General features: G+C 53.3%; 17 protein-coding genes. 6 read left to right on the top strand and 11 right to left on the bottom strand.

What is annotated here, in order from left to right:
* The first annotated feature begins 31 nt into the window (after window positions 1–31).
* Window positions 32–628: a TetR/AcrR family transcriptional regulator gene (locus PA598K_RS08395; protein ID WP_185601710.1), complete on the top strand. Its 597-nt coding sequence runs from the start codon at window positions 32–34 to the stop codon at window positions 626–628.
* A gap of 19 nt (window positions 629–647) precedes the next feature.
* The gene (locus PA598K_RS08390; protein WP_128656520.1) at window positions 648–1,610 is read left to right on the top strand and encodes a ketopantoate reductase family protein; all 963 of its coding nucleotides are present in this window, start codon (window positions 648–650) and stop codon (window positions 1,608–1,610) included.
* A gap of 70 nt (window positions 1,611–1,680) precedes the next feature.
* On the opposite strand, the gene PA598K_RS08385 is transcribed toward PA598K_RS08390, so the two are convergent.
* Complete coding sequence (locus PA598K_RS08385; protein ID WP_128656519.1) at window positions 1,681–2,304, bottom strand: DNA alkylation repair protein; 624 nt, start codon at window positions 2,302–2,304, stop codon at window positions 1,681–1,683.
* Window positions 2,305–2,465: 161 nt separating this feature from the next.
* Between PA598K_RS08385 and PA598K_RS08380 the strand changes: the two genes are divergently transcribed.
* The 3 genes from PA598K_RS08380 (at window position 2,466) to msrA (ending at window position 4,340) form a co-directional block, all read left to right on the top strand.
* The gene (locus tag PA598K_RS08380; RefSeq protein ID WP_128656518.1) at window positions 2,466–3,062 is read left to right on the top strand and encodes a TVP38/TMEM64 family protein; all 597 of its coding nucleotides are present in this window, start codon (window positions 2,466–2,468) and stop codon (window positions 3,060–3,062) included.
* An 83-nt stretch (window positions 3,063–3,145) separates the two neighbouring features.
* On the top strand, window positions 3,146–3,775 hold the full coding sequence (locus tag PA598K_RS08375) for a LysE family transporter (RefSeq protein WP_128656517.1): 630 nt from the start codon (window positions 3,146–3,148) through the stop codon (window positions 3,773–3,775).
* A gap of 46 nt (window positions 3,776–3,821) precedes the next feature.
* Window positions 3,822–4,340 carry a peptide-methionine (S)-S-oxide reductase MsrA gene (gene msrA, locus PA598K_RS08370; protein ID WP_128656516.1) on the top strand — a complete coding sequence of 173 codons (519 nt, stop codon included), beginning with the start codon at window positions 3,822–3,824 and terminating at the stop codon, window positions 4,338–4,340.
* Window positions 4,341–4,408: 68 nt separating this feature from the next.
* Here the strand turns inward: msrA and PA598K_RS08365 are convergent, their stop codons facing one another.
* On the bottom strand, window positions 4,409–5,167 hold the full coding sequence (locus PA598K_RS08365) for an HAD-IIB family hydrolase (protein WP_128656515.1): 759 nt from the start codon (window positions 5,165–5,167) through the stop codon (window positions 4,409–4,411).
* A gap of 78 nt (window positions 5,168–5,245) precedes the next feature.
* On the opposite strand from PA598K_RS08365, the gene PA598K_RS08360 reads away from it, so the two are divergent.
* Window positions 5,246–5,938 carry a Crp/Fnr family transcriptional regulator gene (locus PA598K_RS08360; RefSeq protein WP_128656514.1) on the top strand — a complete coding sequence of 231 codons (693 nt, stop codon included), beginning with the start codon at window positions 5,246–5,248 and terminating at the stop codon, window positions 5,936–5,938.
* 21 nt (window positions 5,939–5,959) lie between these two features.
* On the opposite strand, the gene PA598K_RS08355 is transcribed toward PA598K_RS08360, so the two are convergent.
* From PA598K_RS08355 to PA598K_RS08320, 9 genes are all read right to left on the bottom strand, one after another.
* Window positions 5,960–9,766 carry a glycosyl hydrolase gene (locus tag PA598K_RS08355; protein WP_128656513.1) on the bottom strand — a complete coding sequence of 1,269 codons (3,807 nt, stop codon included), beginning with the start codon at window positions 9,764–9,766 and terminating at the stop codon, window positions 5,960–5,962.
* Window positions 9,767–9,814: 48 nt separating this feature from the next.
* Window positions 9,815–12,154 (bottom strand): helix-turn-helix domain-containing protein, encoded by a 2,340-nt coding sequence (locus PA598K_RS08350; protein WP_128656512.1) that lies wholly within the window; start codon window positions 12,152–12,154, stop codon window positions 9,815–9,817.
* Between the two features lie 24 nt (window positions 12,155–12,178).
* Window positions 12,179–13,789: an extracellular solute-binding protein gene (locus PA598K_RS08345; protein ID WP_128656511.1), complete on the bottom strand. Its 1,611-nt coding sequence runs from the start codon at window positions 13,787–13,789 to the stop codon at window positions 12,179–12,181.
* 126 nt (window positions 13,790–13,915) lie between these two features.
* Window positions 13,916–14,785, bottom strand: coding sequence for a carbohydrate ABC transporter permease (locus PA598K_RS08340; protein WP_128656510.1), 870 nt, complete (start codon window positions 14,783–14,785; stop codon window positions 13,916–13,918).
* A 31-nt stretch (window positions 14,786–14,816) separates the two neighbouring features.
* Window positions 14,817–15,737, bottom strand: coding sequence for an ABC transporter permease (locus tag PA598K_RS08335; RefSeq protein ID WP_260405317.1), 921 nt, complete (start codon window positions 15,735–15,737; stop codon window positions 14,817–14,819).
* A 314-nt stretch (window positions 15,738–16,051) separates the two neighbouring features.
* On the bottom strand, window positions 16,052–16,177 hold the full coding sequence (locus tag PA598K_RS37835) for a hypothetical protein (protein WP_260405316.1): 126 nt from the start codon (window positions 16,175–16,177) through the stop codon (window positions 16,052–16,054).
* A gap of 38 nt (window positions 16,178–16,215) precedes the next feature.
* Window positions 16,216–17,034 carry an Rpn family recombination-promoting nuclease/putative transposase gene (locus PA598K_RS08330; protein WP_128656509.1) on the bottom strand — a complete coding sequence of 273 codons (819 nt, stop codon included), beginning with the start codon at window positions 17,032–17,034 and terminating at the stop codon, window positions 16,216–16,218.
* A gap of 265 nt (window positions 17,035–17,299) precedes the next feature.
* Window positions 17,300–17,866: a hypothetical protein gene (locus PA598K_RS08325; protein WP_128656508.1), complete on the bottom strand. Its 567-nt coding sequence runs from the start codon at window positions 17,864–17,866 to the stop codon at window positions 17,300–17,302.
* Between the two features lie 166 nt (window positions 17,867–18,032).
* Complete coding sequence (locus PA598K_RS08320) at window positions 18,033–18,539, bottom strand: hypothetical protein (RefSeq protein WP_128656507.1); 507 nt, start codon at window positions 18,537–18,539, stop codon at window positions 18,033–18,035.
* Window positions 18,540–18,577 lie beyond the last annotated feature (38 nt).

Raw genomic sequence — 18,577 nt, 5'->3', positions numbered from 1 at the left:
TGACACTTGTGTCATGTCAGGAGGTCGAGCTATGGGTCCAAAAGCGGAAAGCAAGAGAAACTATATTCTCGCACAAGCGCAGCATGTATTCGCAGCAAAGGGCTATAAAGATGTAACCATGAAGGATATTATCGCCGCCTGTCAGATCAGCCGTGGCGGCGTTTATCTGTACTTCAAGAGCACCAGCGAGATTTATGAAGCGATCCTGCTCAGGCAAGCCAAAGAGAACCACTCCGATGAGACGACGGATACTGAAGATCCCAATCCTACTGCCACACGACTCATGCAGCGGTTCCTTGCACAACAAAAACAAGAGCTGCTGCATCCCTCCGACAGTTTAATTATTGCAACCTACGAGTATCTTTTTGCCCAACGGCAGCAGCTCGATCCCTCTGCCCTGGAGAGCCGGTTTTCAGCTGCTGCAGCTTATCTGCAAACCATAATTCAACGCGGTATCGAGAACGAGGAATTTGTTGGAAATGCCTCCACCGCGGCGCAGCATATTATTTTTTGCCTGGAGGGGCTTCGTATGTCCAGTACAGTGCTTGCTCTCGATGAGGCTCAGATCGATGCTCAACTGGCATATATGATGGATCAGCTTACAAGCAAAACGCATCACTCCGAATAATCGAAAGCTGGTGATCCATATGAGAATCTTGGTGGTGGGCCTAGGCGTTATCGGTACAACCTACGGCTATGTATTTCAAGCATCCGGGCACACGGTTGAACACTTTATCCGAGAGAACAAGCAGGCCGATGCGCCAAGCCGCCTGACGGTGAAATTGTTTGATGGCCGTTATAACGGTAAAGGAGAGGCAAAGCAGGCTGAGTATTCTCTTGCTTTTGCACAGCCCGATAACAGCTATGATTTCATTGTAATCAGCGTGTCGGCGGGGAAGCTGGCTGCAGCCATCCAGACCCTGAATGAGCACAACCTGCAGGGAACGATCATCGTGTTGAATGGAATATGGGAGGAAAAGTCCGTGGTGGATCAGTGGTTTGGCCACAGGCCATATATCCTGGGGTATCCTGTTGCGGGCGGGAGTATCGAGCATGGTGTATTGGACAGCGTCCTCTTCGGCCACCTCATGCTTGAAAGCCAGGAAAAAGCGAACATCGCCAACTATGCCGATCTGATGGCGTTGCTCTCCTCCTGCCATCTAAAAACCGAGGTTCCTTATGATATGCTGGCGTGGATCTGGATACACATGGCCATCAATGCCGGCGTGATTACGACGGCGGCCAAATACGGCGACGTCTTCGACCCTGCCCGTGCCGCTCAAACGGTAATGACCTCGTCGAAAGCTCTGATGGAGAGCGTATTAACGATCCGCGAGGCCATCCGCATCATCGAAGCACGAGGCGTCTCGTTTCGCCATTACAGGAAAGATCTGCTGCCCTACACAATCCCGCCTCGGATCGCCGGATGGCTGATGAAGCGAATGTTCGCCAACAACGAGCTGACGCGGCGGATCATGCAGCTGCATAGTAATGTCGACGATCTGATCTATGTGTGCAAAAGTGTCTATGACTGCGGCAAGGAGCACGGCATCCCCGCCCCCTTGCTGTATCCCAAGTATGAGCATTTCGCTGCGCAGCTGCGGAAGTGAAAACACGACCGATACAACTGTGTGCCCGATATGGCCACTGTACGGGAAATGCACAACTGTATCACTGTCCCTACTCCTGCGCAATGAACTTGCTTGCTAATTTGTACACCTGTTTTATTTCCTTCGACGATACATTCCACTGTTCTAGTTCCTTTGCGATTAACGCTGGGTGTTTTTTGCTAATATCGCGCAAGGCATTCCCGACCGACTTGCGCATATACAAGCTTTCGTCTTCCTTGTGCGCAGCTAACAAATCGATCGCCAGTTGGGGATGCTCTTTAAAGTAGGGCCGGCCCGTCCATATTCTCAATCCTTCCGAAACCGCTCGCCGCGTGTTGGCGATATCGCTCGCCAGCCAGTCTTTTATGATGGGCAATGCGGTCTCATACCCAATGAGGCTGCAATACCTATCAAAGGCTTTGGCCAATACCTCCTGCACTCGCCAGTTGTCATGTCGACTCACTTCTTCTTTCAGAAACAACAGCGCCTTGTCGTTAGCAGTAGCGGCATAACCGAGCAAATATACGCCCGCTTCCTGAACTTGATAATTACCGGATTGGTATAGCTCCTGCCCCATCGTATAACAGTCTTCCAGAGCATGAGCGGCGTAAAATTGTTCGGCGTCTTTTTCGATCAGCTTAAAGCTAACTTGCTCCGCATATCGTTCCTCCAGGGTTGCCCTATAATCGCTCATGGTTCCGCCTCCGATAAGATCTACTATTTTCTTACAATTAATTATAGCATATCGAATGAGCGGAGGTTATGATCTTGGACACAGTTGGCGCAGCGCTCGGATGTTGTTATTGTATAGATAGGTACGTCTAATATGGCGCGTAAAGGAGAGCTTCCCGTCTGATGAATACATTGGCTTTATTGCTCTCATGGTCCGAAGCGGATCTTGGTGAATGGCTCGAGCGCTTTCGCGCATGGGGTCCATTGCCGGGCATTTTCCTTACTTTCATGAAGTCCTTTGTACCTCCCCTGCCCACGATGGTGATTATCGGGCTCAACGCTGCCGTTTATGGCTTGTGGCAAGGATTCCTCTATTCCTGGTTAGGGATTGTAGGCGGCTGCATCACCACCTTTATCCTGGTGCAAAAGGCCTCATCCCTGAGATATGTCCAGCGCTGGACAGGCAAGCCCAAGGTCAACCGTGCGTTAGTGTGGGCGAGACGCAATGCGTTCAGCTATGTTTTTGTGCTCAGCCTGTTCCCGGCAGGGCCTTTTGTTGCAGTGAACGTCGCTGCGGCGGCAGCGGGTATGCGGCTACGCTCCTATCTGCTGGCGCTGCTGCCGGGCAAGGCCATCATGGTATTTTATGTGTCCTACGTCGGTCATGATGTGCAGCGCTTCATGGAGCGGCCTTGGGAGCTGGCGCTGATTCTCTTACTCGTAGCCGTCTGCTGGTGGCTAAGCCGCAGGCTGGAGCGGCATTTTATGGCTGATCATTGAACACTCCAATCGCTTGTGTTTCTTATGCATTTGCTTTACACTCAATGTCATATTGCAATCTCACCATGAGAAAGGAAAGCACCATGGATTTGTATGTCAAGTATTTTTTGATAGGCTTGGCGATTGCCATGCCAGTGGGCGCCATTACGGTGGAAATGACCAAGCAGGGCTTAAAGAATGGATTTATGCACGGATGGGCCGTCGGACTGGGAGGCATGACGGTTGATCTGGCTCTCATTTTCGCTATGGTTTTCGGATTCGCCTCCATCCTCTCCATCCCTTATGTGCAAGTTCCCTTGTGGATCATCGGCGCAGCCTTTTTAGCCTATCTCGGTTATGATTCCATCCGGAGTGCAGACAAGGATATTACCCCCGCCGACGAGAAAACGAACAAATCGTTCTGGCAGACGTACCGTAACGGCCTGCTGGTCGCAGTTTCTCCTGGCAATCTTGTCTTCTGGGTGTCCGTATTCGGTGCAGTCTTGTCTGATTCCTACAGTTCAGACCATTACGGCACTTTTATTCTTGCTTCAAGCGGCGTGCTGAGCGGTATTCTGGCGCACGATCTCGGTCTGCTATCCATTGTCGCGGTTACGCGCAAAATCATGAGTCGGCGGATGATTCAGGTCGTGTCTGTTGTAGCCGGCCTAATGCTTATCGGCTTCTCCTGTTATTTCTTGTATGAATTCGCGCTCGCGTTGCGATCGTTATAGTCACATCTACAGATGATTTTCACATCCATGAAAAGAGGTTATGCCAATGAAAGAGGTTGCGACATTTGCTGGCGGATGTTTCTGGTGTATGGTAACGCCTTTTGAAGAACAGCCAGGCATTCACGGCATCCTGTCAGGATATATGGGCGGAACTGTCGAGAACCCGACGTATGAGCAAGTGCTTACCGGCGAGACGGGCCATCTCGAGGTTGTACAGATAACCTACGACCCCGACATCTTTCCATATGAAAAACTATTGGAGCTCTACTGGCCGCAGATCGACCCTACCGATGCTGTTGGTCAAGGTAATGATCGCAAGAGCCAGTATCGCGCTGTCATCTTGTATCATACCGAAGAGCAACGTATGCTTGCCGAACGATCCAAAACCGAACTCGATCGGTCCGGGCGTTTTAGCCAGCCGGTCGTCACAGCTATCGAACCCGCATCTGTCTTCTACCCTGCGGAGGAGTACCACCAGAACTTTCACAAAAAAGATCCCGAGCACTATAAAGCCTCGCGCGTCTACTCCGGTCGAGATGAAATCATAAAAAAATACTGGAGCTAGGCAAAAGAACCTTCCCCCTATCTGCAGCAGGAGCGAAGGTTCTTTTGTTGTACAAATAACAAATATAACTATTCGTTGCGTAATTCTATCCTCATCCGATTTATAGCCGTAATAACCTCCTCTTCATCAGAACACACATGACTCGTCGCAATTTTGTTTAAGTCCTCATGATCGCCAACACAGATCGAGCGGCCAGCCATACGAAACATCGACATATCGTTGGCATCATTCCCAACGGCTATAAAAGCAGTCGGCTGAAATCCCAGCTCCTGCAAACCGGACCATTTATCAATATGACCGGGACTAATGTCTACTATGTTTTCCTTTCCATGCATGTACAATTGAACGGGCAATCTCGTTAATTCATCATACAGGCGCTCCATATCCTTGCTTCCAAGCACCACAACCTTCACTATACTTTCCAATTCCTCCAACGCTAGCCGACACGCCTTTCTGGCTGGATCTACATTCATCAGTATGGGATGCTCAAAACTGCAATGGAAAGAATAATCCCAACTGCCATCGACCAGATATTCGGCCTCGAATCGTAGAAGCAGCTCCTTGATCCGCGAAGACAACTCTGGAGTAAACTGATGGATCTTCATTGCTTTGCCTTCAGCGTAGACAAAAGCGCCGTTGCCGCCAATCATAGGGAGGCGTTTATATTTTGCAGGCAATATCGGCAATAAGTCTCGGATAGGCCTTGCTGATGCAAAGGCTATATGATGCCCCTCCTCCATAAGTAAATCAAGCTCTCTGACCATCCTTTTGCTCAACGGTTTCCCTCGAAAACAGATCGTTCCATCCAAATCAAACACAACCTTCATCTCACTCTTCCTCCTTGATTCAATCATACGCCTTTCCTTTATAATGAAAAGGACAGATGACCAAATAGAGGTGACAGAATGAAAATAATTGACCGGTCCAACGACATTCAACAGGAACTAATTACATATTCCTTGTCCTTCCTGTCAGCGCATACCACTCAGCCTGAGCATATTCATCTGCGAGAATATAATCCGGGTGAAAATATTATGCAAGAAGGCGACGAGCTCGATGGATTATATCTTCAAGTCCAAGGAGCATCACGAGTATCGAGCAGCATAGCTACAGGGAAATCGTTGTTGCTTCGTTTTGGCAGACCGTTATCCATATTCGGCGATATTGAACTCATCCGTAATGTCCCTGTTCAATCGCGGGTGGACGCCGCAACCTCCTCCCGCTTCATCTTTCTAAACAAAACATTCGTTCATCGTAAAATCATGCAAGAAACCGTTTTTCAAAACTTGCTTTTAGAACATCTTGCTTACAAGCTGCAGACTTGCACGACTGCGTCGCGTATTAATCTGTTAGCGACTGTTGAAGAACGTCTGGCCAGTTACCTGTTGACTACGCGAGGGAACGATCCTTTCGGACAAGAAATCTATTCTCCTCATATCGCTGACATCGCTTCTGTAATCGGCACCACGCCCAGACATCTTAATCGAGTCCTTCAGAGACTTCACATTGCGGGTATCATCCATAAATCACGACAAAGCCTGGTCATAGAAGACTGGAACCAAATCGAGAATATAGCGAATGGTCTTCGTTATGAATAAGAACGCAGTAAGATATGACCTTCACGGTCCCTCCGCCGCGGGTGCCGCCAAGATCATCCCGTTGAACAACGCCGGGTTTTTGGTCGCTCCGATGCCTGCGCCCCACTCGATCCAGCCGCGGCGGCCCGCTCCGTCATTATCATTGACGAGGACAGAGAACGACAGCCAACCGTCCGAGGTCATCACAGGGGCCAGCTCCGTCCACGGGAGCTCCAGATAGTAATAAGTGACCTGCTCCATCTCATCGCGCTCAATCATCAGATCGAAGCCCTGATCCACCGGACCGACCGGCTGATCGCTCATGCTGATCGAGCGATAGAACTGCGGCCCCTCGGCTGTCAGCGCCATGCCGAACTCATGCATCGATGCGCGCTCGCCCGGCAAGCCGGCGGTTACGGCGAACTGGATGGAGTCCCCTCGCCATATCGACACGCCCGTCTCATTCTGACTATGGACATCGTCGACGACCGTGCCTGTGACATACAGCGCCTGCTCATCCCAATGCACGCCGATCGACCCGCTCAAGTCCGCCTGTCCGCCATAACCGGGCAGCCAATCGTGGTTGCCGTCCAGGAACAGATCGATCGTGTTGTAATTGACAGCGTCCTTCCACACGGGCTGTCCGTAGGGCAGCAGCGGCAGCTCATCCGGGTCGAGCAGCGACAACGGCCCCTGCTTGACGGTCGGCATCCCTTCTGTCCAGATCAACGCCACCTGGTACGTGCTGTCTCCTGGCGTCAGCACGGGGAGCGTCAGGTCGATCTGCGCCGTACCGCCTGCCGTCAGCCCGACTGTCGGTTGGTCGAGCATCGCCTCGTCCCCCACCGACCATTCGATCCGATCCAGATTCATCGTCTGAGCGGACCTGTTCGTCAGATCTAGACGCAGCAGCTCCTCCCCATCGCTCCACACATGCTTCACATCCAGCGCTATCGGCTGGACGATGCGGCTGGTCGACGACAAGCGCCCCGTCCGGTGACCGCCTACCCACACCTCGGCTTGCACCGTCAGCTCCTGCTCGGCCGAGCCTCCAGGGACGGTAACGGCAAGCTCCGCGAGATGTCCGGCATCCGCCGTCAACGTATGGGAGACGCCATACATGCGGAACTCGGCGGTTAACGGCTCGGAGCCGGAGGTATTATCGATGCTGACGGCGACAGGCATCGGCGCGCCGATAATCGTATCCGATGTCGTCATCGCAAATACCGAATCGTCCGCCACCTGAGTTACCGTACCCTCGACGAATACCGGATAGGGCGTCAAGGTCAGACTGACTGCGCCAGTCGTAGGCAGCAGCGTTTGTTGATGACCCATCGCATCGGTCACGGTCAGTCCGGCCGGAGCCGCCAAGCTGATCGTCTGCGGCGTATCCGACCACATCGCTCGCAGCTCTGCGTTATCCTTGTCGAAGAGGTGACTCTTGATGCCCGCAGGCGCTTGCTCCGCTGCTACATAGCTCGCGCCTGTCAACTGACGAGTCAAGGCCGCGTAGGCCGCATATGCGGGTTTAGGCGCATATTTACCCTTGGGATCGTCCGGATGTCGGAAGATGCCGTAATTGTCCTCGACATAGGACGGGTCCATCCCTTTGTTCATCGAGTTGTACCAGAACATCTTTTGCACATTCGCCGCCAGCAGCTGCACCGTGCTCTGCAACAGATAGGCCGTCTGCGTCTCCTCGCTTACGCCATTGCTGTCGACATGGGTCGGCCATCCCCACTCCGTCACCCAGATCGGCTTGGGCTGTCCGTCATTATATTGCTTGATCAAGTTTTGCAGCCTCGTCATCTCGGCTTCCATTCCCTCTGGATGACGCGGGAATCGATAAGGATGGACGGAGAGGGCATCCAGATAGTCCAGCGCGCTGCCATCCTCATCCTCCATCTGGAACAGCTCCTCCAGCCACTCCCAATCGAGGCCTGCGCTCGATGGGCCGATGACGATGATGTCCTCGTCCACCGCCTTGAGCTTCGGATACACTACCTTCAGCATCTCAAAGTAACACGCCGCTTGCTGCGCGCAAGGACCCGAGGAGAAGGAGATATTGTACTCGTTATACACTTGCACCGCCTTGATCTGCCCTTGGAATCGCTCCACAACCTCCACGCCGTAATCCGCAAATGCCGCCAGACCTTCCTCCGAGTAGGGCGTGAAGTCATCGTCATAGTTGGGATTGTTGAACGACATAATAAACAGCGAGTCATGCCCGTAGTTGGCCGCCTCCTCCATATATGCTTCATGCTTGGGCTGTATTTCATAGGTGCCTTTGGTCGGTTCGACGGCATACCAGTACATTTCGTCCCGCAACGTCTTGGCCCCGAGCTTCTCCAACATCGGCATCATCTCTGGCGACCACCACTGACCGAAGTGGGTGCCGATCCCAAATGGCGAATGCGCCACTTGATCCAAATCAAGCGATGGACCTACAACAGCAAACGAAGCGGTCTTGTCGGCGAGCCATGCTCCTGCCTTCGAAGCGGTGACGTCCATCTCGTAATACCCGTTATTCAACGGGGGCAAGGCAATGACCGCTCTCTCGTCCGATACGACTGCCGTCCCCATGTTGACCGTCGCTCCCCAGAAATCCAGGACACGCCATGCCAGCGCATCTCCGTCGGTGCGCACAGGGAAGCTAATGGACTCTCCGCTCACGTATACATGACCAAGCTTCTCCTGTTCGATACGCAATTCCGTATCCCATGCGCTCTCCTCCGCCGTGAATCGATCGACCAGCATGCTGGCCTGGGAGGTACCATTGGTAATGTCATTGCGATCCAGCATAATCGTCAAGGACCGCATCGGACTTTGCCACTGTCCGTTGTTGGCGCCGCCCCAGTATGTGCCTGAGGTCACCTGCTGCACGATGACCTGCTGCCAATCGCCGCTCGCCTTCAGCGGGATGCTCTGGTGGAACGTTTGTCCGGTATGGTCTGTCGTCCGCACCTTCACTGCCCTTAGATCGGAGGTTTTGACCCAGAACGAAACCTTGGCCAGGTCGATGCCTCCCAGCATTTTGGCCATACTGACATAGGCATTTTGGGTCGGAACCGTGTTGGCAAAGTCGCCGCTTAGCCTCCCGACATAGTCCCCGTCATACGCATCGTTCGTCTCGATCCGCTCATATCTGCCGACGATGCCCGGCTGATCGCCCGCATTGTAGTTCCAGACGTCATGCGTCGCTTCGAAATTGCCGAGCGCCACGGGGAGCTCCACCGGTTCGGGCGTCGGGACGAGGGCCGTCACCTGGTCGATCCACAACGTGCCCTCGCTCGTACCGTTCGTAATATCGTTGCGATCCAGCATGATGACCAGCTCGCGGATCATCCCGGTCCACGCTCCGTTGTTCGCTCCCGACCAATACACGCCTGAGGTCAGCTCGGGCAACACCACTTGCTGCCAGTCGCTGGTCGCTGCCAGCGGCTTGTTATGATGGAACACTTGCCCGCTGCCGTCGACGACTCTCACTTTAACGGCCTTGACGTCTGACGTCTTCACCCGGAACGAGATTTGCGTCGCGTCGATGCCGCTGATGATCCGGCTCGCTCTGACGTAGGCATTGCCGGAGGGCGCGTTAGCGAAGCTGCCGCTTAACCGCCCGACATAATCTCCCACATAGGCATCATTGGTCTCGAGTCGTTCGAAGCTGCCTGCGATATTGGACACATCGCCCGATGCATACGTCCATGGAGAGACGCCGCTTTCGAAGTCGCCAAGCATTTCGGCAAAATCATTTGTCACGGCCGCAGCCACGTCAGGCTTGCCGAGCCCTGCGATCAATTGCAATGCGAGAGCGGCAATCACCGCATAACCGATCATTTTTTTGACCATCTATTTCACCACCGGATCGTATTTTGTCGTGCTTTCTATTCGTGCGTATCAGCTCGGAATATCGTCCTGTCGGACAGTTGTCTGCTTCTCCCGGAATTCGGTCGGCGTCATGCCGGTGCTTTTTTTGAAGATGCGCACAAAGCTGTTCACGTTCGTATAGCCCAGCCGCTCAGAGACCTCCCTGATCTTGGCATCCGAGCTCTGCAGCAGGTGGCGCGCCTTCTCCATCCGGTATTCCATCAGATAATCGATAAAATTGCATTCCTGCTGCTCCTTGAATTGCTTGCTAATATACGAGACGCTGAGACCGAACTGATCGGCCAGCAGATTAAGCGACAGATCGCTGCGCATATAGTTGTCATGGATGTACTCCAGCACCTGATCAATGACCGCGTTGCGCTCCCGGCGTCCGCGCTTGGCCCGGATCCGCTCGAGCGCATCCAGCAAGATCCTGCCGATCAAGCCCTCCAGCTCATCGAGACGCTCATAACGGTCGAGCATCTCATACGGATTGTGACGCGCCAGCAGCCCCTCCCGATCGACGCCGAGATCGTCCAGCTCGTTGGCTGCCTTCATCAGCGCTTGCACGACGAGATGCCTGATGATCGGAGGCGGCACGTTCTGCGCCGCGATCGCATCGAACCACTTGGCGATCAGCGCCTTCATACTGGCGGCATCGCCGGTGCGCAGCGCGCCTGTGATCTGGTCGGTCGCGGCAAATAACCGATGATACGCGGTTATCCCCTGCGGCGGCAGATCGTCATAAGCAATGATCGCATCCTGCCCCATGATCATCTTGTAGGACAGCGCCTCGATCGCTTGCCCATACGACAGATGGATATCCTGGATGTCATCGACCGGCAAGCCGATCCCGATCGAGATCGTCCGCTTGAAGTTATCGCTGACGTAATTTTTGATCAAGTCTCCGACAGAGACCGCCCGCATCAGCTGCTGCTCCGCCTCCACCGGATCTCTGAAGCTCATAATGACGGCGCATGCGCCATCCTCCAGCTCGACGGCAACGCCGAGATTTTCCGCATTGATGAGCTCCTCTGCTACATTGCAGAGGGCGTAGGCATACAAACGCAGATCGCTCGGTTGGTCAAATTCGGCTTTGTTGTCGAACTCGATCGCCATCGCGACCAGCTGATGCTCATACAGCTTGATGCCCAGCATATCCATATAGGCTCTGACGTTGGTGAAGCTGCGGCGGTAGTTGGACAACAGCTCGGTGAGCAGCTGCCACCTCAAGATCGGCTTGCTCTCGTTCATCTGCTGGTGCAGCTGCTCGCTGCTGGACACCATATTCTCTACCGCTCGCTCGAGATAGCCGAACTCATAGCTTGGCACGGCAGAGCCGGACTGGGGATGGTGGGCCGTCACATGCCTGGAGATGCTGTGCAGGAAGCCTTGCACCGGCCTCAACGACCAGCGGCTGATCACGATCGTCAGCAAGGCGGCGATGACCAGCAGGATCGGCACCAGCACAAACAACCCGTTACGGATCGCGATCACCGGCTGATTGAGCTGCATGTCGGGCACGACCCGCACGATGTACCAGTCCGCATACGCCACCTCGGCGAAAAATACGGCCGATGCCACCTCGTTGACCGCATGGCCAAAATGTCCTTCCGGGGCACCGCTCTGCAGGATGCGCCTTATGTATGGCGTCTCGCTCACGTCGCGCCCCAGTCTGCTCTTGTCCCGGTCCAAAATGACATGGCCCTCTCGATCGACGATAAACGTGTTCATGCTGCTCGGGCCAAGATCGTCAATCAGGGCATACAGCCGATCTTCCTTAATATTGACTGCAACGGCGCCGCGCCGCGACCCGGGCGAATGCAGCAGCGGATAGGTACGCACCAGCGTGACGACGTTGTGATACGAGCCGAATCGCACCTCATCGATCGGCACGCGGCGCGTCGGCAGCCAATCCGAGAAGCCCTCGTAGCTCTCGAACGGATAGATCCACTGCTTATCCGCATACGACTCCGTATCATTGACCGTTACAGCGCCTGACAGGAAACGCTGGCGCACAAAAGAAAACATGTCGATCGAGGAGATATAGTCGTCGCTGTTGACCAGATCCTCGAGCATGCTGTTGGCGCGATACGCGATCTCCTGATAGCTGCCTTCTTGCCGCTCCGCTTCGAAGAAATGGATCGCTTCCTTGCTGCGCAGCAGCTTGATCGTCGACTTGTCGATGCTCTTGAGCATGAGCTCCAGCTTGTCATCCACTTGCCTCAGCAACTCAAGATGGGTATCGACAAGCTGATGCCGCAACTGCTTGTTGATGACCCAGTAGGACATGAGGGCTACGACGGCGACCACCACTGTCAGCAGCACCGTAAACGTAATCGCCGTTTTTTTCAATAGCCCGTTATGCACCCTGTCATCCCCCTGTCCGTCCTGTCAAAACTGGTCTTTGTTAGCCTCGTACCACTCCTGTGCGATGCGCTCGGCCTCTGGGCCGCCCAGCCGCTCCCACTCCGCCCGGATCTCCGCCAGCGCCTGCTGGCCGCTTGACCCCGAGCTGTTCATGACCGTCCGCGCTCTAACCTCGTCGATGAACGTATCGAGCGAAGCGCGGATCTCGTTGATCTCGTCAAAGTTCGGCTGGTACGGAATATCTCTGCGGAATTCGAAGGCCATCGCCTTCTCCAGCGAGTCGGCCGATCGCCGCGCGATGTCTTGCGACAGCTCGTCTTGCGCCGCCTGGATGAGCAGATGCTCCGGCTGGAACGTATCGTTGCGCAGAACGGCGTATTCGGCCGCATAGGCTACCTCCTTCGTCCGAAGGTTCGGGTCTATCACCTGCGGCACGCCGTCGACGAGCTTGTAGTGCTCATTCTCCAACCCATGCATTAAGGTGAACCATCCGTCCTCGATCAACCAGTCCATATACTCGACTGCGGCCTTCGGGTTCTTCATAGCCTTGTTGAAGGCAATATAGAAGTGCGGCGGCGACTCCTGGAAATAGCCGTAACGCCCAAACTCCGATGCTACCGCAGGCATCGCCACCGGATCGGCCTCCGGCACATTGGTCAGCAGGTCCCGATTAAGGGAATCGACCGTGCCCGAGCCCCATTGCGAGATGAAAATGCCAGCCTTGCCTGTCGCCCATAGCTGATGGGCCCGCTGATTGTTGCTATCCGTCAGGTATTCCAGGTCGACCAGACCTCGCTCATACAGCTCCCGCTCCAGCTCGATCGCCGCAGCGAACCGATCCGTCGTCGCGCCGTATCGCATCTGCCCGGCATCGTCCAGATACCACAGATAGCTGATCGCCCCGTGCATCGCCGCATACACATCCTGCATCGTGTAGCCGACGATCGGCGTAACCCCTGGATAGCTGGTCTTGAACGCCTCGGCGACCTCGATCAGCTCCTCCTTCGTCTCCGGCATCTCGAGCTGCAACTCCTCCAGCCAGTCCTGGCGAATCCAGATGCCATGGTTGGCAACCGAATTGACCGGTCTCTTGGCCGCCATCGCATAGATCTCTCCGTCGAACATAAGATACGGCAACAGATCCGGGTTTTGCTCCAGATACGCCTTGTAGGCCGTGCTGTATTGCTCGATATAATCGCCGATCGGCTGGATCACGCCTTGGCTGACCAGACGACCGATATAATTGCGGTCAAAATCCCATACGAGATCAGGCGCTTGCTTGGAAGCAAACATAATATTGAGCGTATCCTGCGCCTGATTGCGGGGCACCGGGACGATGCTGACGTCGATGCCGGATTGCTCGCGTATCCAGTCGACCCAGCGGTTCTCCTCATACGTGCCTTCATCGCTGGACACCTGCCCGCGGTCGAACATCGAGATGCTGACCGCTCGCGGCAGCGAGGCGTACGGATCGCTCTCCGATTCCTTCCCGATTGCCGCAGCTCCCCCTGACTCCTTAGTCGCGTTAGCGCCTGCCTGACCCCCGGTATTCCCTCCATTGCCGGTGCATGCCGAGAGCATGAATACGCTTACCAAACACAGGATCAACCATTTGCTTACCCGATTGTTTATCATCTGAAGACCCTCCCGAATTTTTCCATTATATCACAGGTGAAGCTGCATTCGCGCTACTTATGAGGCCGCTCCCAAATTTACATCTACGGTCACGGAATCGATTGTCCGATCGCTGTTGTCCCTTCGTCACCCTTTGATAGAGCCCAGCAGCACGCCTTTGATAAAATGCTTTTGCAGGAAGGGATAGACGCACAGAATCGGCGTAATCGCGATCACGATCGCTGCGGCGCGTATCCCCTCAGGCGTGATCAGCACCTCGCTCACTCCTTCGCCGCGCAACAGCTCGGGGCTGACCAGAGCAATCATCTGGTACAGCTTGACCATGAGGGACAGCTTATCCGTGCTCCGAATGTAGATGAGCACATGCATATACGAGTTCCACCAGCCCACCGCATAGAACAGCGTCAGCGCAGCGATGACCGGCTTGGATAACGGCAGCACAATACGCCACAGAATCGTCAGGCTGCTGGCGCCGTCGATGGAGGCGGACTCCTCGAGCTCCTCCGGCAGACCCTCAAAAAAAGACTTCATCACAAACATATTGTAGACGCTCATCAGCCCGGGGAGCCATAACGCCCAATACGTATTGACGAGCCCGAGCTCGTTAATGACCAAAAAATTAGGAATCATCCCGCCGCTGAACAGCATCGTAAACAGGATGATCATCGACAACGGCTTCCTGCCCCGCAAGCGACTCTTGGACAGCGGGTAGGCGGCCATGATCGTCATCACTATATTAAATATGACTCCGATGCAGGTAATCCATATCGTGTTGCGCATCGCAATCAGCAGCTGCCCGTCCTTGAATAGCTTCATGTACGCCTCGAGATTGAACTCCACTGGCCACATAAACACTTCGCCCGAAGTAATCGCGCGGCTGCTGCTGAAGGACACCATAATAATGTTCACAAACGGAAACAAGGTCACATAGGCGCATAATCCAAGCAAGACGCTATTCACGATGCCCGGCAATCGTGCAAGTCCGCGCGGTCTCATCGCTGTTGTCCCTCCCCTCTTCGTCTACCCGCTACCATAGTCCGCGCTCGCCGAGCAGCTTGATCAGTCGATTGACCGACAGAACCAGCGCCAAGCCGACGACCGACTGGAATAATCCCAGCGCCGCCGTATAGCTATACTGCAAATTGACGATCCCTCTCGTATACACGTAGGTGCTGATGACCTCGGACACGCTCGTCACCGAAGCATTCCTGAGCGCATAGATGTGCTCGAAGCCGACATCCATCATGTTGCCCGTCTGCAGGATGAGCAGGATCGCAATCGTGCTCCGAATGCCCGGCAGCGTCACATGCCAGATCTGCCGAAGCTTGCGCGCTCCATCGATCTTGGCCGCCTCGTACAGCGTTGGGTCGATCCCCGCCATCGCCGCCAAGTACAGGATCGTGCCGAAGCCCGCCTCCTTCCAGATGCTCGAGGCGATGAACGCCACCGGCCACCACGTCGTACTCGCCATGAAATAGACCGGGTCCAGCCCAGCCGCCTTCAGCATGAAATTGACGAAGCCAGTCGACGGCGACAGCAGCGCGATCACGATGCTCCCCAGCACAACCCAGGAGATGAAATGCGGAATGTACAACAGGTTTTGCAGCGTTCTCTTGTACCACTCGATCCGGACCTCGTTAAGAAGAATCGCCAACACAATCGGGACAGGGAAGGCAAAGACAAGCTGATACACATTCAGCACAATCGTATTACGCAATACCGTGTAGAACTCTTGGCTGGCAAACAGCTTCTGGAACTGCGCCCACCCGACCCACGGGCTCCCGAAGATGCCATCGGCCAGTCGATAATTTTTGAACGCGATCATCTCGCCTGCGATGGGCAGATACTTGAAGATGAGCAAATAGACCAACACCGGCGCCAACAGGACATATAAAAATCGGTCCTGCGCCAGCGCCCTCCACCACTTATGCTGCGATACGGCTCTCAACTCCTCACCTCCTCCCTTGCGCTTAACGCTCAGTACCGCTTGCGGTATGAATGTAGCACGGAAGGAATCGCGGTCCAATCGCTATCTTTTGGGGTGGTATGCATCATCGGTTTTCGCGGCATCTGCTTTTTTTGTACGGTATGCTTTTTTGGGTTTGGGGGGAGGAGACGATAGAAAAACGCAGCTTGGCTTTGGGCTAAGCTGCGTTCTTTTTGGGGAAAGCGGGGGCTAATCCTACATTACATCGCCAAACAGCTCTTTGGTTGGGTCGTTATCCTTGTCCTGTTGATGGGCTGCTTCTTGAGATTCATGGATTAAATGCTGGACAGCTCCGCGAGCGCGGTTTGTTTCTCGCGGAATTTGGCCAGCAATTCATCTCCCTCATAGCCCGCTTTGATCAGATCGGCCAGGATGAGATCGGAATACTGATCGTTTGCCATGGTATTGTCCCCCTTGCCATTCCGGCATTCGTCGATAACTAGCGCAGCACTTTGATTTCTTCCACGGACAATCCTGTTGCTTCCGAAATGGTCTGAAGGTCTATTCCTCTATTCAAAAGTCTGATAGCAATTTCTTTACTTGTTTCAGCCTTGGCTCCCTCAATTCGGGATTGCTCATCGCTCAATGCCTTCATCCGGGCGTCATAAGCCATGCGCGCTGCAGTATCCTGACTTAGAAATTCAAGCGTATCCATCGCCTTTTTCAACATTGGCTCCTTCATCGTCAGCACCTCCCAATTGGATTTATCTACACCCTTTAAAAACAGTAGCCAGTTTACCAAACTACCATCTTCAAGCTCAGCCGCCTGCTCACTCAGCTTGGTAAGTTCTATGATGTGAATCTCGATATCATCCAGAAGCCGAATGCCTGTGCGATCCTCGCGTAGATGAAACACGCTATGGTAACGATCGTTAGGAAGGAATGAATAATTCAGTATATTGATGGTCACGCATTTCATTAACGTGTTGTAGTTGCCGCCCTTAGATATCTGATGGTAGTACATTTCAGACCAATAAAACAACGTTCGTTTTTCCATATGATACGGATTAAACAATTGCATTTCGATATTCAGGAGCTCGCCCTTGGTTGTCCTTGCCTTAATGTCCATAATCGACTGCTTATCGTTTGGACTATCTGGCTCAGTGTATGGATTAAGCAGAACAATCTCGGTTAGCGGCAATTCGCCAGCCTCACGGAATGTGCTATTCAAAAAAGCCAGCAGCACATCCTTATTATGCTCACTGCCAAAGATTCGTTTGAAGATTACATCGACACGCGGATCCAGCAACTCGAACATGAGCATCTCACTCCATTCCTTATTACCTTCATTATACCATTTTATCCTGACAGGAGAATAAAAAACGCGGCTGGCTTTGAGACCATGAATAACTTCAACTTCTAGTTTTTGATTAGAAAAGGGGCAATTGTTTATGGTGATTGTAGGAACGAGGTCGGGATTTCAAGCTATTAGGTCTGAACATCACATGCATGAATTAGCCTCTACCGCAATAAAAAAGACTAATCGCTTTTGAAACGATCAGTCCAAATTGATTTTGACGTTTTTATTGGAGATACAGTGATTTTACTGAGCGATGAAGAATATCAAGGTGGTTCTCTTCTGAAACGGTTTGTATTTCAAATGTATCCTTATTATCTGTATTAACTTTACCCTGATCGGCTGAATATATCTCATATACTCCTCTGTACTCATTCCATTCTAAAAATAAAATGTATTCTGCTGATTTCACAAGAGGCGTGTAACCCTCAATTGTGTAGCGAGTTTCTCCAAGCTCAATGCCGTTTCTGAACAGATATGTCGGTTCCACAACTGTTATTGTGTCGGAAAGTTCTACCCCGTTTCGATTTTCTAAAATCTCGCTAATGTGAATTTCAGAAAGAGTGTAACCCTCAGGAAAGCCATCTACAGTATATCTGATATTTTCTGAATTCCCTGTTGCTGTTGCTAAAACTACCAGATCAACCATTTTTGCTAGTTCCTTTGCATCTGTATAGATTACACGATCACCATCCACCCTTAATGTTCTTTCTATGTTACGATCCGCAATAAAAAGGGCTACTATTAAAACCGCGAAAGTGCTAAAAGCAATAATAAAAGCTCTTTTACTCATTTTCAATTCCCCCATTGATTTCTGACATGAGAAACATCTGTAGAGAAATCACCCCTGCTTGCGTGCGATAAGCATGACCCTGTCTCACAGGAAGAAGGCGAATTGCAACCGCCAAGGCGTAAAACATGCGAAATCCAGCAGGAGGAATGGGGAACTCGCCAGCCGGTCACAAGCCCTCGTCCTCAGACGTCGGCGGAAGCTTCAGCATCCCCACTGCCAGCTCCATGCCATCCTGGACGCCCTTGAGGTAAAGCAACTCCTGAACGGCTGCTTCGTAGCGATAGCGCTTCTCCTCCCATGCCGTATAGACAGTGAATGCCTGTGTATCCGAGAGTTTGGCATACAACGTCTCGTACGTCTCCTCTTCCTCGCCCCGCAGCTGGCTCAGCCCGGGGTGCTGTTCGGCCTGTGCGACGACCCCCATCAGCCGCCGTCGGATCGCTTGACGGAACCATACCGGGATCTCGATGATCCTCTCCCCCTTGTCTATCTCACCCCGATGCGTATGCGCTCTCTTCCACCGGCTATATAGACCCGTCCACGCATCCACCTTGCGGCTCTGCGCCTGCACCTCTGGATTGTGGGACAACGGCACACCCTGTGCCAGCGACTGCATCCCCAGCTCATTCAGCTTGCGGCGCTCGCGCTCCATCGCTCTTCGTATCCGATGCATCCGTCTGCCCGCTCCTTTGGTTAGGGTGTAGAGAGTGA

The sequence above is a fragment of the Paenibacillus sp. 598K genome (genome assembly GCF_003851045.1).
Taxonomy (GTDB): domain Bacteria; phylum Bacillota; class Bacilli; order Paenibacillales; family Paenibacillaceae; genus Paenibacillus_D.
This window is presented reverse-complemented; position numbering and strand designations above follow the sequence as displayed.

Coding starts and splice junctions, on each gene's coding strand:
- PA598K_RS08395 (WP_185601710.1), top strand. CDS start 32: ATGGGTCCAAAAGCGGAAAGCAAGAGAAACTATATTCTCGCACAAGCG.
- PA598K_RS08390 (WP_128656520.1), top strand. CDS start 648: ATGAGAATCTTGGTGGTGGGCCTAGGCGTTATCGGTACAACCTACGGC.
- PA598K_RS08385 (WP_128656519.1), bottom strand. CDS start 2,304: ATGAGCGATTATAGGGCAACCCTGGAGGAACGATATGCGGAGCAAGTT.
- PA598K_RS08380 (WP_128656518.1), top strand. CDS start 2,466: ATGAATACATTGGCTTTATTGCTCTCATGGTCCGAAGCGGATCTTGGT.
- PA598K_RS08375 (WP_128656517.1), top strand. CDS start 3,146: ATGGATTTGTATGTCAAGTATTTTTTGATAGGCTTGGCGATTGCCATG.
- msrA (WP_128656516.1), top strand. CDS start 3,822: ATGAAAGAGGTTGCGACATTTGCTGGCGGATGTTTCTGGTGTATGGTA.
- PA598K_RS08365 (WP_128656515.1), bottom strand. CDS start 5,167: ATGAAGGTTGTGTTTGATTTGGATGGAACGATCTGTTTTCGAGGGAAA.
- PA598K_RS08360 (WP_128656514.1), top strand. CDS start 5,246: ATGAAAATAATTGACCGGTCCAACGACATTCAACAGGAACTAATTACA.
- PA598K_RS08355 (WP_128656513.1), bottom strand. CDS start 9,766: ATGGTCAAAAAAATGATCGGTTATGCGGTGATTGCCGCTCTCGCATTG.
- PA598K_RS08345 (WP_128656511.1), bottom strand. CDS start 13,789: ATGATAAACAATCGGGTAAGCAAATGGTTGATCCTGTGTTTGGTAAGC.
- PA598K_RS08340 (WP_128656510.1), bottom strand. CDS start 14,785: ATGAGACCGCGCGGACTTGCACGATTGCCGGGCATCGTGAATAGCGTC.
- PA598K_RS37835 (WP_260405316.1), bottom strand. CDS start 16,177: ATGGCAAACGATCAGTATTCCGATCTCATCCTGGCCGATCTGATCAAA.
- PA598K_RS08330 (WP_128656509.1), bottom strand. CDS start 17,034: ATGTTCGAGTTGCTGGATCCGCGTGTCGATGTAATCTTCAAACGAATC.
- PA598K_RS08325 (WP_128656508.1), bottom strand. CDS start 17,866: ATGAGTAAAAGAGCTTTTATTATTGCTTTTAGCACTTTCGCGGTTTTA.
- PA598K_RS08320 (WP_128656507.1), bottom strand. CDS start 18,539: ATGCATCGGATACGAAGAGCGATGGAGCGCGAGCGCCGCAAGCTGAAT.